The 16284-nt window shown below is 68.1% G+C and carries 14 protein-coding genes and 2 pseudogenes; 12 read left to right on the forward strand and 4 right to left on the reverse strand.

Translation table 11 applies throughout. The annotated features are described in order from the left end of the window. Positions 1–88: 88 nt before the first annotated feature. The 6 genes from AB0A61_RS16320 to AB0A61_RS16345 all read left to right on the forward strand — a co-directional run bounded on the left by AB0A61_RS16320 (position 89) and on the right by AB0A61_RS16345 (position 6637). A complete protein-coding gene (locus tag AB0A61_RS16320; RefSeq protein ID WP_361292122.1) occupies positions 89–970 on the forward strand; it encodes a xanthine dehydrogenase family protein subunit M in 882 nt (293 codons plus the stop codon). Between the two features lie 61 nt (positions 971–1031). Further along, complete coding sequence (locus tag AB0A61_RS16325) at positions 1032–1529, forward strand: (2Fe-2S)-binding protein (RefSeq protein WP_361292124.1); 498 nt, start codon at positions 1032–1034, stop codon at positions 1527–1529. A 63-nt stretch (positions 1530–1592) separates the two neighbouring features. Then, positions 1593–3995, forward strand: a complete 2403-nt coding sequence (locus tag AB0A61_RS16330) for a xanthine dehydrogenase family protein molybdopterin-binding subunit (protein ID WP_361292126.1) — start codon at positions 1593–1595, stop codon at positions 3993–3995. A gap of 102 nt (positions 3996–4097) precedes the next feature. Next, positions 4098–5006 (forward strand): MoxR family ATPase, encoded by a 909-nt coding sequence (locus tag AB0A61_RS16335; protein ID WP_361292128.1) that lies wholly within the window; start codon positions 4098–4100, stop codon positions 5004–5006. Then, positions 4999–6075, forward strand: a complete 1077-nt coding sequence (locus AB0A61_RS16340) for a VWA domain-containing protein (RefSeq protein WP_361292130.1) — start codon at positions 4999–5001, stop codon at positions 6073–6075. Before AB0A61_RS16335 ends, AB0A61_RS16340 begins: the two co-directional genes overlap by 8 nt. A 37-nt stretch (positions 6076–6112) precedes the next feature. Beyond that, positions 6113–6637, forward strand: coding sequence for an NUDIX domain-containing protein (locus AB0A61_RS16345; RefSeq protein WP_361292132.1), 525 nt, complete (start codon positions 6113–6115; stop codon positions 6635–6637). Here AB0A61_RS16345 and AB0A61_RS16350 read toward each other — a convergent pair. Then, positions 6576–6734 (reverse strand): annotated as a pseudogene (locus AB0A61_RS16350) (IS5/IS1182 family transposase); the annotation flags it as partial. The gene AB0A61_RS16345 and the pseudogene AB0A61_RS16350 overlap by 62 nt on opposite strands. A 47-nt stretch (positions 6735–6781) precedes the next feature. Beyond that, positions 6782–7186 (reverse strand): integrase core domain-containing protein, encoded by a 405-nt coding sequence (locus AB0A61_RS16355; RefSeq protein WP_361292134.1) that lies wholly within the window; start codon positions 7184–7186, stop codon positions 6782–6784. Between the two features lie 267 nt (positions 7187–7453). Here AB0A61_RS16355 and AB0A61_RS16360 point away from each other — a divergent pair, with 267 nt between their 5' ends. The 3 genes from AB0A61_RS16360 (at position 7454) to AB0A61_RS16370 (ending at position 11390) form a co-directional block, all read left to right on the forward strand. Beyond that, positions 7454–8548, forward strand: a complete 1095-nt coding sequence (locus tag AB0A61_RS16360) for a DUF1996 domain-containing protein (RefSeq protein ID WP_361292136.1) — start codon at positions 7454–7456, stop codon at positions 8546–8548. Between the two features lie 104 nt (positions 8549–8652). Then, positions 8653–10221, forward strand: a complete 1569-nt coding sequence (locus tag AB0A61_RS16365; protein ID WP_361292138.1) for a discoidin domain-containing protein — start codon at positions 8653–8655, stop codon at positions 10219–10221. Positions 10222–10349: 128 nt separating this feature from the next. Further along, entirely contained in the window at positions 10350–11390 is a 1041-nt protein-coding gene (locus AB0A61_RS16370) for a LacI family DNA-binding transcriptional regulator (RefSeq protein WP_361292140.1), read from the forward strand. A gap of 256 nt (positions 11391–11646) precedes the next feature. On the opposite strand, the gene AB0A61_RS16375 is transcribed toward AB0A61_RS16370, so the two are convergent. Beyond that, positions 11647–14013 carry an FUSC family protein gene (locus AB0A61_RS16375; protein ID WP_361292142.1) on the reverse strand — a complete coding sequence of 789 codons (2367 nt, stop codon included), beginning with the start codon at positions 14011–14013 and terminating at the stop codon, positions 11647–11649. 467 nt (positions 14014–14480) lie between these two features. Here AB0A61_RS16375 and AB0A61_RS16380 point away from each other — a divergent pair, with 467 nt between their 5' ends. Genes AB0A61_RS16380 through AB0A61_RS16390 form a run of 3 tightly spaced genes read left to right on the forward strand, consistent with a single transcriptional unit; the run spans position 14481 to position 15485 of the window. Beyond that, the gene (locus AB0A61_RS16380) at positions 14481–14660 is read left to right on the forward strand and encodes a hypothetical protein (RefSeq protein WP_361292144.1); all 180 of its coding nucleotides are present in this window, start codon (positions 14481–14483) and stop codon (positions 14658–14660) included. A gap of 17 nt (positions 14661–14677) precedes the next feature. Further along, entirely contained in the window at positions 14678–15187 is a 510-nt protein-coding gene (locus tag AB0A61_RS16385; protein ID WP_361292432.1) for an RHS repeat domain-containing protein, read from the forward strand. A gap of 13 nt (positions 15188–15200) precedes the next feature. Then, a complete protein-coding gene (locus AB0A61_RS16390; RefSeq protein ID WP_361292146.1) occupies positions 15201–15485 on the forward strand; it encodes a hypothetical protein in 285 nt (94 codons plus the stop codon). Between the two features lie 12 nt (positions 15486–15497). Here the strand turns inward: AB0A61_RS16390 and AB0A61_RS16395 are convergent. Next, a pseudogene (locus AB0A61_RS16395) lies at positions 15498–15983 on the reverse strand (integrase); the annotation flags it as partial. Between the last annotated feature and the right edge of the window lie 301 nt (positions 15984–16284).

Below are 16284 nucleotides of genomic sequence, written 5' to 3' on the forward strand. Positions count from 1 at the left end.
GGTCGGGCAACTCCCGTTTCCGTGATGAACACGAGCTTGCCTGAATGCTTCCGAATCCGAGCGCTCGCGACCTGGGAGACCACCACCCATGAAGCCACCTCCGTTCACGTACCACGCCTGCCGAACGATCGATGAGGCAGTCGGCATCCTCGATTCCGACCCGGACGGCTCGAAGGTGCTGGCTGGAGGCCAGAGCCTCGTTCCCGTGCTGAATCTCCGGCTGGCCGCTCCTGACAACCTCGTGGACATCAACTCCATCGAGGGCCTGGACTACATCCGTGTCCAACCGGATCACATGGCGATCGGCGCGGGGACACGGCAGTTCGCCGTGGAGCGCTCCGACCAACTCCACTCGGTGCTGCCTGTGGTGCGGGAGGCACTTTCCCATGTCGGCCACTCGCAAATTCGCAACCGCGGCACGGTCGTCGGAAGCATCTGCCACGCGGACCCCGCCGCCGAAATGCCGGCGGTGTTCCTGACCGTCGGCGGCGAGGTGAGCGCCCGCAGTGCCTCGGGAACGCGCACCATCGCCTCGGACGACTTCTTCGAGTCGTATCTCACCACCGCGCTCGAACCCAACGAGATCGTCACGGAGGTGAAGTTCGACGTACCGAGCGGGCGGACCGGGTGGTACTTCGAGGAAGTGACCCGCCGTCATGGCGACTTTGCCATTCTCGGTGTGGTGGCGCTCGTCTCGCTCGAAGGTGACACCGTCAGCAGGGCGCGGATCACCATTTTCGGCGGGGCTGCCACCCCCCTCCGGATGACCGCCGTCGAGCAGCTGATCACTGGCGTGAAGGCCAGCGACATCGACGGTGACCTGCTGGAACGTGCGGTGAGCGAAGCCTCCGCCGCGGTGCGGCCGACCGACGACATCCACGCCAGCGCGGACTACCGCCGGTATGTCGCGGGACTGCTGACGAAGCGGGCCATCACCCGGTCACTGGAGCGTGCGGGATCTTCCGCATGACCACACTGCGCAACGCGCAAAGCCCGCTCGTGCTGTCCGACCAAGGCGAAGGAGATTCATCATGACGACGAGCTCGAAGCACATCATGGAGCTGAACGTCAACGGCATTCCCCATCAGGTGCTGGCCGAGCCGCGGAGGACGCTCGCTGACGTTCTTCGTGACGACCTCGGCCTCACCGGCACCAAACTCGGGTGCGAACACGGCGTCTGCGGAGCGTGCACCATATTGGTCGACGGCCGTGCCGTCCGGGCCTGCCTGATGTTCGCCGTCCAGGCCCAGGGATCGGAAATCACCACCGTCGAGGGACTCGCCTCGGACGGCAAACTCGACCACATCCAGCAGGCTTTCGCCGACAACCACGGCTTGCAGTGCGGATACTGCACGCCCGGGATGCTGATGACGGCTCACGCTTTCCTCGCCGAGAACCCGGAGCCCACGCGGGAGCAGATCTGCGAGGGGATGAACGGGAACCTCTGCCGGTGCACCGGCTACCAGAACATCATCAAGTCGACCGCGGCCGCTGCCGCCGCCGCGAAGACGGCGAAGTCGGCCTCGTGATCGCAATTCTCCCGGTGCAGAGCAGGGCCATGGCGACACATTCCGGCGAGAGGAAGAGCTCACATGTCTGAAACGTTGGACCTGAGGGAACTCGCGATCCAGAAATGGGGAAGCGACAACCGCGCGATCCGCAAGGGAAAGTGGATCGGGAAGCCAGCCAAGCGCCTCGAGGACCCGCGGTACCTGACGGGGTCGGCCCGCTATGTGGCGGATCTTGAACTGCCCCAGATGCTGCACGCGGTGTACGTCCGCTCCCCCCTCCCGCACGCCCGTATCGTCTCCATCGACAAGTCCGTGCTGCCGGGGCTCGGCAAGACCGTGTTCGCGTTCACGGGCGAGGACCTGCGTGACGTGCCGCCGCTGATCGACCACGTCGCGCTCGACAACCTCCTGAGGACGCCCCAGCCGGTCATCGCGATCGACAAGGTCCGTTTCGTCGGGGACGCTGTGGCGATCGTCCTCGCAGCGGACCGCTACGCAGCCGAAGACGCGGCCGAGGCACTCGGTGCTGTCGTCGAGTACGAGGAGCTGCCACCGGTACCGCATGTGGCGGCTTCCGGCGCGGCGGACGCCGCGCTGCTGTTCGAGGAACTCGGCACGAACGAGATCTACCGCGAGGCGGAAACGCATGGCGATGTCGACGAGGCGTTCGCCAGGGCCGACCGCGTGTTCAGCAGCCGGTTCGACCACAACCGCTACATGGCGGCACCCATGGAGACCAGGGGCGTGCTGGCCAACTTCGACCGGGCCGACCAGCAGCTGACCGTCTGGTCGTCGACCCAGATGCCGCACTTCCTGCGCTCGGTGATCGCCGGCCAGCTCAGCCTGCCCGAGAACAAGGTCCGGGTGATCGCACCCGAGGTCGGCGGCGGATTCGGCCAGAAGATGTGCACGGTGCCCGAAGAGATCGCCATTCCCTACATCGCGACCCAGCTCGGGCGTCCGGTCAAGTGGATCGAGGACAGGCACGAGCACCTGATCGCGGCCACCCATTCCAAGCAGCAGTCGATCAACCTCGAAGTCGCCGTCACCAACGACGGCAAGGTGCTCGGTGTCCGCGGAGAGTTCGTCGGTGACGGCGGAGGCTACTCGTTCAACACCGAGAGCGCGCTGATCGAGCCGGCGCTGGCCGCCAAGTCGCTGCCCGGCCCCTACCGGATCGAAAACTACCGGGAGGAGGTCGGCGCCTTCCTGACCAACAAGAGCCCCGTCGCTGCGTACCGCGGAGTGGGCTGGACCGCCGCCAACACGGCGCGGGAGATCATCATCGACGAGATCGCGCGCGGCCTCGACATCGACCCGGCGGAGTTCCGCCGTCGCAACATGCTGCGCTCCGATGAGCTTCCGTACCTCTCGTGCACCGGTCAGGTCTACGACAGCGGCAGCTACCTGGAGTCTCTTGACAAGGCGCTCGAGGCCGTCGACTACACGGCGTTCCGCCAGAGGCAGGAGGAGTTGCGCAAGCAGGGCCGCTACATCGGTCTGGGCATCAGCTCCTACGTGGAGCAGACCGCGTGGGGCAGCGAATCCTCGGCCCAGGCCGGAACGCCGCTGCCGTCACACGACAACGCCACCGTCACCGTCGATCCGTCGGGCAAGGTGACCGTCGCGGTCAGCGTGTCCAGCCACGGCCAGGGACACGAGACCTCACTCGCCCAGATCGCCGCCGACGGCCTCGGGGTGGACATCGAGGACGTCGTGGTCCTGCACGGCGACACCTCCAACACGCCGTACGGGCTCGGCACCTACGCCAGCCGCAGCGCCGTCATCGGCGGTGCCACCGTGTCCAGGGCCGCTGCGGACGTCCGCGAGCAGATCCTGCAGGTGGCCGGCAAGATGCTCGAGGCCACCCCCGAGGACCTGGTGATCGAGGACGGGAAGGTCTCCGTCGCGGGCTCCCCGTCGCGGTTCAAGACCTTGGCCGACGTGGCCTACGCGGCGCACTGGGACTCGGACGTGCGCAACAGCGAACCGCTGCTGTCGGCCACCCGGTTCTACGACCCGCCCGCCAACTACGCCAACGGCTGCATCGTGTCGCTGTGCGAGGTGGACGCCGACACCGGCGTGGTCACCCTGGACCGCATCGTCGCGGTCGAGGACTGCGGCATGGTGATCAACCCGATGATTGTGGAAGCGCAGGTGCACGGCGCGATCGTCCAGGGACTCGGCGGCGCGATGCTCGAGCACCTGATCTACAGCGACGAGGGCCAGCCGCTCACCACGACGTACATGGATTACCTGGTGCCCACGTTCTCCGACGTGCCGCCGATCGAGGTGATCAGTATCGAGACGCCGTCTCCCTTCACCGTGGGCGGCATCAAGGGCATGGGCGAGGGTGGTCAGATCGCCGCCCCCGCCAGCCTGGCCAACGCGGTGGCGGACGCTCTCACCCCGTTCAGAGCCCGCATCGAGAAGCTGCCGCTCACGCCCGACTACGTGCTGCGGCTGATGGGCAAGATCGGCTAGCCGAAGAACGCGGCGAGTGCACAGCAATCGAGCAGAGTCGGTGCCGGGGTTGCCGCGGCCGAGGTGGTCACGGCAACCCCGGCACCAGCTGGAAGGGCAGCGATGAGCAACGCGCAGCACCGAAACAGTGGGCCGTCCGGTCTTCCGTTCGACACCGTCGACGAAGTGCAGGACGTCCTGCGCGGCCGCGACTACCTGGCCGGGCGCGGATTGGCCACCGCGATCCTGCTCTCCCTCAAGATGGGCCGGCCGCTGCTGCTCGAGGGCGAAGCCGGGGTCGGCAAGACGGAGATCGCCAAGACACTCGCCGGTGTCCTCGACACCGAGCTCATACGCCTGCAGTGCTACGAGGGCATCGACGCTTCACAGGCGCTTTACGAGTGGGACTATGGACGCCAGTTGCTGTTCGCCCGCGCCCTGCAGGACGGGGAGATCGATGCCCAGGACCGGGTACGGCAGCTGTACGGTCCGGACTTCCTGCTCGCCAGGCCGTTGCTGAAGGCCATTCGGGCCGAGAAGCGGGCCGTGCTGTTGATCGACGAGATCGATCGGGCCGACGACGAGTTCGAGGCCTTCCTGCTGGAGGTGCTCTCCGACTTCACCGTGACCGTCCCCGAACTGGGCACGATCCGGGCGGCGTCGCCGCCCGCGGTCATCCTCACGTCCAACCGCACCAGGGAGCTGCACGACGCACTCAAACGGCGGTGCATGTACCAGTGGATCGAGTTCCCCGAGCTCGAGCGGGAGGTGGAGATCGTAAGGCTGCGGGCCCCGAACGTGTCGGAGCCGCTGGCCCGTTCGGTCGTCACCGCCGTGGCGCGTCTGCGCGAGCTCGACCTGATCAAGCGGCCCGGAAGCGCTGAGGCGATCGACTGGGCCAACGCGCTCGCACTGCTGGGAGCCGAGGCCGTCACCGGTGAGGCAGGGCGCTTGACGCTCGGCTGGGCGATCAAGAACCAGGACGACATGCGCCTGGTCGAACCGCGACTGCATGAGCTCGTCGGTGAGTGACCCGGTAGAGCTCGCCACCCGTTTCTGCCGGGTGCTGCGTGCGGAGGGCCTGGCCGTAGGCAGCGGCCAGATCATCGACTTCTGCCGCGCCGCGGCCGAACTCGAGGAACTCTACTGGGCGGGCCTGGCCACCCTGGTCAGCGACCGGGATGAGATCGCGGTCTACGACCGCGTCTTCCGGGCCTTCTTCAGCGGTCACGAGTCGGTGTCCATGCCGGAACCGCAGCCGGACGCGCCGTCCCTGAGGCGGACCGCGCACACCGCGGGGCTGGCCGACCCGTCCGACGAGGACGCCGACCAGCAGGTCGCCATGGCCAGCTACGTCGAGCTGCTGCGGAAGAAGTCCTTCGCCGACTGCACCGAGGACGAGCTCCACGCGTTGTCCGCGGCCGGCGCGCACCTGCCGGTGGCCACCCGGCGTTCCCGGCGGTACCGGGCCGCCCGCAAGGGATCGCCCGACTTCCAGCGCACTCTGCGGGCCTCCTTCCGTACGGGAGCCGAGCCGGTGCAGCGTACCTGGCGGGTCCGCAGGCGTCGCCCGCGCAGGGTGATCCTCCTCCTCGACGTCTCCGGTTCGATGGCGGCCTACTCGCGTGCGCTGCTCTTCTTCGCCCATGCCGGAGTGCGGGCCCGGCGGAGGTGGGAGGTGTTCTGCTTCGCCACCCGGCTGACGAGAGTGACCCGCGAGCTGGCGCAGGGCACGCCGGACGAAGCACTGCGACGTGCCTCCGACGAGGTCGTCGACTGGGACGGCGGCACGCGTATCGGCGAATCCCTCAAGCGCTTCCTCGACGGATACGGCCATGGTGGGCTCGCCCGAGGGGCGTGGGTGGTCATCTGCTCGGACGGGCTCGAATTCGGTGACCCGCAGGTGCTCGGACAGCAGATGCTGCGGTTGTCCCGCCTCGCTCACCGAGTGGTGTGGCTCAACCCCCTCAAGGAGGATCCGGCGTACGAACCGCTGGTACGCGGAATGCAGGCCGCACTGCCCCACATCGATGTCTTCTCCAGCGGACACAGCCTCGCCAGCCTGGCCGAGGGACTGGGCGGAGCCCTTGGCTCAAGATGAGCCAGAATTTTGTGTGTGCTACATGAAGGTGTGACCGATGAATACTGACGGTGGTCAGCGGCCATCGACCATCATTGTGGTGGCAGCGGCGATCGTAGAGCAGGGGCGGCTGCTCGTGGTCAGTAAGGAGGTCGCTCCAGAGGTCTTCTACCTGCCCGGTGGCAAACCCGAGGCGGGGGAGAGCACCGAGGAGACACTCATCCGTGAACTCGATGAAGAGCTCAACGTGACTCCCACCAGTCTCAACTTGCTGGGCGAGGTTGAGGATGTCGCTGCGATCGAAGGCTTGCCGTTGCACATGACGGTTTTCAGGACTGAGATCGACCGGGTACCCCGGCCGGCCGCCGAAGTGGCTGACCTGCGATGGACCAACGGCGGCGACGAGCACGCACCCATGGTCGCTCCAGCAGTACGGAACCACGTGATCCCTCTCCTCGCCCGGTCCGGCCTTCTCGCCTCACCCTGCGCGGAATCGGTTTCCGATCAAGCTCAGCCGAGGATCGGCCGCCGTGACAGCCCTTCTTCTTGCGGTTGGCAGCCTGGTCCTTCCTCTCCGGGATGACGGCCTTGATGCGGCGTTTGCGCAGGTGAGCTCGGTTGACGCGGGAGGAGTAGGTCTTATCGCCGGCGACGGCGGCCGGACGGGTGCGGGGACGGCCGACAGGCAGGCGAACCCTGCTCTTGCCGAATACCTCATCCATGCTGGTCAAGCCGCATGCGCGTAATCGTGCAGGGTGCCGCCGAGCCGCGCGCGTCGTCGTATGTCGAGGCGTGCGATCCGTTCTGGATCGTCGATTGGTTCGGGCAAGGGACGCGGAGGGCGGGCGTTCGCGAGGCCCTGGTGCGGCCTGTGCTCGTTGTGGAAAATCTCGAACTCGCGCAGGGTGTGGAGGAGATGGCGCTGGTTCCGGATCAGTGTCCGGTCCAGCAGTTCTCGGCGGCAGGTTTGCACCCACCGCTCCGTGATCGAATTCATGCGGGGTATCCGGATGCCGCCGAGGACGATCTCGATGCCGGCGTCCTGGAGGACCGCATCGAACGGCTGGGGGAACTTCCCGTCCCGGTCCCTGATCAGGTAGCGGGCTCGACAGCCGGTGTCCTCGAGGTCCATGACAGGAATCGAGCCCCTCATGTCCGGGCCATCACCGCAGCCCGGGGAGCCGAAGCGAGCGACATCACGCGGCGAATCTCAGTAGTCGCTCAACTCCCTTTGCGGTCCGAGCCGTTGCTGTGAGGACGGTAGGCATAAGGGATCCCGTTCCGGTCCGCAGGTCGCTTGACACTCAGGCGTAACCGCGTTGACACTCCGGGATGGGAGAGCGCTCTCCCCGCTCCATGACCGCACGACCTCCCCTTCCCCTATCTTCAGGAGGTCTCCATGCCACGGAGATCGAAGATTCTGTCAGGCGCGCTGATCGCAGGTGCGCTGCTGCTGACCTCTGTCGACCTGGGTGGCGCCGCCGCAAGAGCCGGAGCGTCCACGTCCGAGAGCGAAGCCGTCGTGTCGTCCGCGGCCGTCCACGAAGGTCACACCATGGCGGTGTCGGCCGTGTCGTCGTCAGAGGACCCGCACGGTGACGGTTACATTCCGGCGAATCCGCCGGTCACCGGGGTGACCCCGTCCACGCAGGATCCGCCGCACCGCTACTTCCACGAGTTCCAGGCCAACTGCTCGGTGTCGCACACCGCCCCGGACGACCCGATCGTCTACCCGCGGCAGCCAGGCAAGTCCCACGACCACACGTTCATGGGCAACACGTCGACGAACGCAGACAGCACCACGGCCTCCCTGGACGCGGGAGCCACCACGTGTAAGGCGCCCGGGGACAAATCGGGTTACTGGATGCCCACCCTGTTCAACGGCGACCAGAAGGTGCTTCCCGTCGGCCCCCAGACGATCTACTACAAGGCCGGCGTGACCGACTACACCAGCGTGCGGTCCTTCCCCAAGGGGCTGAGGTTCGTCGTGGGCAGCCCGATGCAGAGTGCCGACGAGTTCCGCCACCACCCCGGCTTCGTAGAGGGCTGGGAGTGCGGCGACAGCTACTTCAACGTCAACTTCCCCACCGACTGCCCAAACCGGGCCGACGTCCAGCTCAACATCCGCTTCCAGGCCCCCAGCTGCTGGGACGGCAAGTACCTCGACACCCCCGACCACAGGAGTCACATGGCCTACCCCGTGGTCAAACCCGGCACCAACGACAACGTCTGCCCCGCCGACCACCCAGTGGCCGTGCCCATGATCGAGTTCAAGATGGCCTTCCCTGTCAACGGGGACCTCTCCCGATTGGGACTGGCCAGCGGGCCTAGCTACTCCTTCCACTACGACTTCTTCAACGCCTGGGACGACGCCACGCTCAAGGCACTGGTGGACCACTGCATCGTCGGCGGCCTGCAGTGCGACGCACGCGGCTACGACCAGACGCACCCCGAGGCGGGCGCGGCGCTCGACGCCAACTACCAGCTGCCCTGAACGGGCCGCACCCCTCCCTCCCCGTATCCGGGCGGTCCGGTCGCTCGCCTGCCCCGCTGCGGCCGGACCGCCCACCTTCCCTCCCCACACCAGAAGAGGACACCATGTCCCGATCCCGCACCCGCATCCGCACGCGCCGGCTCCTGGCTCCCCTGACCTCCGGCGTCCTGACCGTCGGCGTTCTTGCCGCCCTCCCCGCGACCGCGGCCCACGCCGCCGGAAGCGTCGTGAAGGTGACCGGCACCCAGGGCAACTGGCAGCTGACCGTGGACGGACAGCCCTACCAGATCAAGGGCCTGACGTGGGGCCCGGCCGTCTCCGACGCGGACAAGTACATGCCCGACCTGCAGTCCATGGGCGTCAACACCATCCGCACCTGGGGCACTGACGCCTCCAGCAAGCCGCTGTTCGACTCCGCCGCGACCCACGGCATCAAGGTCATCGCCGGATTCTGGCTCCAGCCCGGCGGCGGCCCCGGCGCCGGCGGATGCGTCAACTACATTACCGACACGACGTACAAGAACCAGGTGCTCGACGAGTTCCCCAAGTGGGTGCAAACCTACAAGGACAACCCGGGCGTTCTCATGTGGGACGTTGGCAACGAGTCCGTACTCGGCCTGCAGAATTGTTACAGCGGCGACGAGCTGGAAAGACAACGCAGCGCCTACACCACCCTCGTCGACGACATCACCAAGAGGATCCACAGCATCGACCCGAACCACCCGGTGACCTCCACCGACGCATGGGTCGGCGCCTGGCCGTACTTCAAGAAGAACGCGCCCGACCTCGACCTGTACGCCGTCAACTCCTACGACGCCGTCTGCGACGTCAGGTCCGCCTGGCAGCAGGGCGGGTACACCAAGCCGTACATCGTCACCGAGACCGGCCCTGCGGGAGAGTGGGAGGTGCCCCACGACGCCAACGGCGTACCCCAGGAGCCCACGGACCAGGCCAAGGCCGACGCCTACACCCGCGCGTGGGGCTGCATCACCGGGCACAAGGGCGTGGCACTGGGCGCGACGATGTTCCACTACGGCACCGAGTACGACTTCGGCGGCATCTGGTTCAACCTGCTGCCGGCCGGCCAGAAGCGGCTCTCCTACTACGCGGTCAAGCGCGCGTACGGAGGGGACACCTCGCACGACAACACCTCGCCCGTCATCTCCGACCTGAGCGTCGAGGGTGGCGCCGGCAACGTGCAGGCCGGCCGCGACCTGATCCTGGACGTGCAGGCCACCGACCCCGACGGCGACCCCATCAGCTACGAGGTCCTCGACAACAGCAACTACATCGACGGAAGCAAGCAACTCGCATCCCTGCCCTCCACCAACCTGGGCGGCGGCCGGCTGAAGATCACAGCGCCCGACCGGCCCGGCGTGTGGAAGGTCTACGTCAAGGCGACCGACGGCCATGGCAACGTCGGCGTGGAGACCCGCTCGATCAAGGTGGTGCCGCCCGCGGTGAACGGCACGAACATTGCGCTCGGCAAGCCCGCCACGGCCTCGTCCTTCCAGGGCAGCTACGGCGACTGCCCGCGCACCGCGGCGAACGCGGTGGACGGCAACCTCAGCACTCGCTGGGCCAGCGACTGGAGCGACCCGCAGTGGCTCCAGGTCGACCTGGGCGCGCGCACCTCGTGCTGGCGGGCCGCTCGGCGGGAGACCTGCCCCTGAGACTGGAGGTGGACCTGCAGCCCCGTGATTGAGCAGCTCGCACCGTGACACGCACCCAGGCCAGCGCGCGGCCCGGGAGACGGAGAGCGCTCTATACGGTGTCGCTGGCCTGCCACTAGGGTGCCGTCATGAGCAAACAGGCCCCGACCCTGGAAGACGTCGCCCGGGAGGCAGGCGTGTCCCGGGCGACCGTCTCCCGCGTCGTCAACGGCGTCCGCAACGTGGACCCGGCGATCCAGCGACTGGTGCGCCAGGCCATCGAACAGACCGGCTACGCACCCAACCGGGCCGCCCGCGCTCTGGTGACCCGGCGTGCCGAGACCATCGCGCTCGTGATCTGCGGAGCCGGCGACCCCCCACAGGACACCCACGAAGCCTTCGCCGCCAGGGCCTTCGCCGATCCCTTCTTCGGACGGGTGGTCTCGGGAGTCGTCGGATTCCTGCGCCCGCGCTCCATGCATCCGGTGCTGATGTTCGCCGAGTCGGCCGAGGACCGGCACGAGGTGCTGACCTACCTGCGGCAGGGCCGGGCCGACGGCGCGCTCGTCGTCTCCACCCACGCCGACGACCCGCTGCCCGCGCTGCTGGCCGAAGCGAACCTGCCGGCCGTGCTGTTTGCCAGGCCGGCACGCCCCACGCCTCTGAGCTATGTGGACCTGGACCACCGCGACGGCGGACGGCTCGCTGCGGAGCATCTCCTGGCGCGCGGCTGCCGCAGACCGGCCAGCGTGGCCGGCCCGCTCGCCGTGACCGCGAGCCAGGAGCGACTTGCCGGGTTCCGCGACACCATGGCCCGCAACGGCCATCCGTACCTGCCCGTCGCCGAAGGCGGCTTCACCTTCGACAGCGGCGTCGCGGCCATGGGGCAACTGCTCGACGAACACCCGGACGTAGACGGCGTGTTCGCGGCCAACGACCTCATGGCCCAAGGTGCCTGCCAGATACTCCGCGAGCGGGGCAGGCGAGTGCCCGACGACGTCGCGGTTATCGGTTTCGACGACTCCGGCATCGCCCTGTCCTGCCGCCCCCCACTGACCACGATCCGCCAGCCGGTCGAACAGATGGCCGCCGAGATGGTCCGCATCCTCGACGAACACATCACAGGGGGGCGCCTCGAACCGACCTGCGTCGTCTTCGATCCCGAATTGATCGTGCGCGAGACCGCATAACGGACCTCTACATCGCCGGCCGTCCGCTGTGGCCGGATGGCAGGTGCTGCCTTTGCCGCGGGGGAGCTTCCCGGGCCAGCCGTCCGTCCAGGCCCGGACGCCACGGCGGCTGCGGGGCGGATCTGTCACCACCCGGTCACCGGCCCCGATCGGCCTGGTGAGCGCAGGTCCCCTGCCGGCATCGTCGCGCCGCCGGGACTGTGACGCCTCGTCAGCCGAACCACCGCCGCGATGGCCCACCGCGGGCGCCGACGTCCTACCGGCCCGCGGCAGCTGTCTCCGCCGGCCGGGTGTCCGGCTTGGCCTGCTGTTCCTTGAATCCCATGCCGAGCGGGCGGGCGAGTCCCAGGACGTCTTCGTCCACCCGCTGCAGATGACGCAGTGCCACCTGAGTGAGCCGGTTTCGCTGCTGCTCCGTCTCCGTCTCCGTCTCCGGCGCCGTCCGCCTTCCGGATCCGGGGGCGTGAGGGGCTTCGGAGTCCTTCTGCGCGGTGGCGGTTCCCGCCTCGGCGTCGAGGGGCTCCCGGCAGCCACCCTTGGTCTGCAGGCACTCGATGAGCGCGCCGAGGTTGCGGTCTACGCGTCCTGCCGCCTCGGATAGCCGCGCATCGCTCACGATCCCCCGGCTGCCTGGCGCGGGCTGGGCGATGGCCGCGAGGTTGCGGGCGTGGTAGGCGGCCGTCTCCAGCAGTCCCAGGACGTAACGGGTGAGCCGCCGGCGACGGCGCAAGGGGGTGATCGGATGGCGCAGCGGCAGAGTGGTGGTCCGCAGATCGGCCAGTGCGCTGTCCAAGGCCCGTGAACGGTGGAGCAGGTCGACGGGGCGACCGCCGCCGAGCTCGGCCACACCCTGGCCGGTCACCTCACGCAGTCGTGAGAGCACTTCGCGGATCTGCTCCTCGGTGCGCTCCTGCGTCCGCACCGGCAACACCAGCAGGCCCACCACGACCGCGCAGGCGGCCCCCAGCGCGGACTCGCCCAGCCGTATCACGAGCAGGTCCGGGGTGAAGCTGTGCAACAGCGTGTAAAGCAGCCCGATCATCGCGGTGACGAAGAAGGACACCACCGCGTAGGAGATCGCGTAGAAAGTCCCGAACAGGCACAGGATGACCAGCGTAAACGCGGCCCAGGGCTGGTTGCCGACCAGGCCGGCCAAGCCGATTCCGGCCAGGACGCCGAGCAGGGTGCCCACCAGGCGCCGGGACCCTTTGACCAGGATTTCTCCGGCCGAGGAGGTGTTGACGAACACTACCCAGCAGGTGAAGACGGCCCAGTACCAGCGCTGCGGCGACAGCAGTTCGCCACCCACGATCGCCAGGGCCGAGGCGAGGGAAACCTGCACGGCGATGCGGGTGGTCGTGCGTTCCAGGCCGGCCGGTTCGCCCTCCTCCTCGGACTTCTCCCTCAGGGCGTCCTCGGCGTCGAGGACGGCGTCCTCGGTTTGCAGCTCCTCCCGGCAGCGCACGGTCTCGGGGCTGTCATCCGGACTCTCCTCGCTCTCGTCAGGCCCGGTCAGTGCCAGGCGCAGGCCGAGCAGGGCTCGGCTGACGTCGCCGATCGCCCGGAACACGTCCTGCACGGCAGGGGGCGCGTCGGGCAGCCGTTCGTCGTCGCGGTAGCCCAGGAGCCGGTCCCGCACGATCTTCAGGCCGACGCCGTGGTCGCTGCCGGGAGCCCGCCCGGCGACCACTTTCAGCGCGTGCAGATCGGCGATGAGACGGTGGATGACCTGCTCGTCGGCCGTGCGCAGAGGTACCGAGACGTCCGGTGGCACGCGGCCGGTGCGCTCTGTGATGTCGCTGGCGACGGGATTGACCCCCTGCAGGCCGAGCGCCCCTGTCAGCAGGACCGCGAGGTGTTCGGCGGCGACTTCCGCCTCGGCGATGCGCCGCTGGACATGGGCTGCCGTGCAGTGCTCCCGGATCGTGTCGTCCAAGTGGCCCTGGATCATCAGTGCTGCCTGATGCAGGGCAGCCGTGCGCCGCCGCAGACGGCGCACGGCCCGTCCGGCGCCGGGTGTTCCCGGCTTCTGCCGAGCCAGGTCGATGACTGCCTCAAGGTGCTGCACCAGTCGCGCGCGGAACGCCTCAAGCAGGCGTTGCAGGGTGCCCTGCGACGACGTCGGGACGAGCCCGAACCTCACCACCGCGCTGCAGACCGCACCGATCACCAGCAGCAGGCACAGCTGAGGCAGCCACTGCGGGTGAGGCCTGACGAACTGGGTGATGAAGAACATCTGGAAGGCGATGACGCCCAACGCGCTGCACCGTCTGCTGAACCGTCGCGCGTAGGCGGCCGCGAAGATCACCAGGACGCAGACCACGTCGCTCACCAATCGGTGGTGCACCAGTAGGGCTCCGAAAGCCAGCGCGGTCAGACCGGTCGGCAGTCCCAGAGCCAGCGTGATCGCCTGATCGCGCCGGTGCGGATCGGAAATGGCGAACGAGAAGACCTCCGCCGCCGTCGCACCGGTGACCAGGAGCGGAAGAGGGATGTGCAGCGCAGTCATCACGACGACGGACAGCAGCACGCTCAAGACGATGCGCAGTGCGTTCAGCAGCCGGATGAACCCGGGATCGGAGGCGATGACCCGGTCCCACGCGGACGTCCAGGCATCCCCCACCTGCCCGGCCAGCCCCACAGTGCCTGCGGGTACTCGTTGTTGCGCGGTGTCCTGGTCCGTGGCTGGGCCTCCCGAAGCGTTCCGGCCCCCGGTAACGGCTTTTGCGGCCGCCGACCGGCGTGCAGGCGGGGGCATCCGGCGTGGCCCGGGCACCCTCAAGCAGACGGGTACCCGCATACACCGCGATCACCGTGTCCCGCCGGTGGCAGCACCTCCCTCAAGACTGCCAGTCCTCGCCCGATGTGACAGCCGGCGCGGCGTTGATCTTGCCGGTCGAAGAGTTCGGCGTCGGCCGTCACCGTCCAGCGGTTCCTCCAGGGCGTGCCGGACTTGCCGCGCCGCGCCCTGCTAGGTCCACAGGCGCAGGGGGCTTCGCCGGGAAGGGGGCGTTCCATGAAACCGCAGGTACGCGATCCGATCACGCGCATGGTGCGCCATGGCGGCCGGCTCCCGGCGGTGACGTCCCGATGACCGGCCACGTCGAACGCCTGGTGACGGTCGGCAGCCTGACCGGGGCGCACGGCGTCCCTGTGCATCTGGAGAACAACGTGTGGATCGTCGGCGACGACGAACAGGTCCTCGTGATCGACGCCGCCCACGAGCCCGATCTCATCGCGGAGGCGGTCGGCGTGCCGACGGCAGTCTGACGAAGATCCAGGACCAGCTGAACGGCCTTCGGCAGTTCGAACCGGACCTCGCGGGCAGGACTACCCGGGTCAACGGCGACGGATGGACGGAGGCCTACTCCTACGACGCGCTCGGCAACCAGGTGTCGGCAGCCTGGCCCGCGCGGCAGTTCGGCGACGAGGGGTGCGGCGATCGCGCCTACCAGGGCGCCGACATCGTGCGCGCCGGCCGGATCCGCTACGAACACGACGCCGCCGGACGTGTGGTACTCCGTCAGAAGACCCGACTCTCCCGCAAACCGGACACCTGGCGCTACAGCTGGGACGCCGAGGACCGGCTCACCCAGGTCGTCACCCCGGACGGTACGGTGTGGCGCTACCAATACGACCCGCTCGGGCGGCGCGTGAGCAAACAGCGTGTCGCCGACAACCGTGTGGACGTGCTGGAGCAGGTCGACTTCAGCCGGGACGGCGTCAGGGTCGGGTGCTTTTCCTTGACGTACAGACCGGACTCGTCGACCCCATGGCATTCAAGGCATTCAAGCTGATGAGGACCAACTGATGTACACGATGGAGCAGGCGGAGCAGCTGGCGGTCGACTTCCTTCGGGAAGCGAGCGCGGGCTCGGATCACCCGGTATCCCTTTTCCAGGAGGACAGGTACAAGGCGCAGAAGGGAGAGTTCTTCTTCTTCAGCTATCAGTCGGTCAAATTCCTGACGACCGGGGATAAGAAGTACCTTCTGTACGGCGCTCCCGCCATCTCGGTGCACGGCGTGACGGGAGAATGCCGCTTCGTCAGCTATCAGGACCTGCAGGCAGCCGGGGACCCCTTCAACATGTGGTAGTCCCCCTCACTACGGCGCTGGGTCGATGCCCGCGTCCTTGAGGATCTCCCCGACGGTGGACGCCGCCACCTTCACCCCGAGGAGGAGCAGTTCGCCGTGCGGGCGCCGATAACCCCGGTTCGGGTTCTCCCTGGGCAGACGCAGTACCAGTGCTCGGATGGGATGCACGGTACGCGGTCGGCCGCCTCGCTTGGGCCGGGAGGCGGCGGCGTGACGTCGGGCGATCAGGTCGCGGTGCCGGCGCAGCACCGTGTCCGGCCGGACCAGCAACCGGATCCGCCGAAGCGCCTCTTGCGGCAGACCGTGGAGCGGTGCGGCGAGGAGCGCCCGGTCACCCGCGTCGAATCGCAGCCGCTGCCCGCTCAGTTGCCTCTCGAGCACGGCGACCTGGTGGCGCAAGGCCAGGATCTCTACATCCTTCTCCCGGTCACTCATCGGCAGCAGTCGCAGCAACGCGAACGCGTTCGTCACGCCCAGGTATGCCAGTCGCAGCAGCACGACCACCCATCATGTCGCGGTGATCGTGCTCACGTGGGCGCATGCAGACGTCCACCGCGTCACGACGCTCAGACACCCGCGACAGCTGCTCCCACCTGCATGGATGAGGTATTCGGCAAGGGCAGCGTCAGCAGATGGATCCATGACCCCCGCATGGATCTCGATCATGCCCCGGTCCATCACCGTCCCGCAGCGAGACGTCCTGATCAGGGGCCCGAACTCGGGGTTTCACGCGGGACAGGCGGCGCGGCGCGTCGCAGACGCCGCCGCGGCCGGGAGCGGTGTGGCCGGTGCGCGCGCT

This window comes from Streptomyces sp. NPDC046197 (genome assembly GCF_040646295.1).
In the GTDB taxonomy this organism is placed as follows: Bacteria; Actinomycetota; Actinomycetes; order Streptomycetales; family Streptomycetaceae; genus Streptomyces.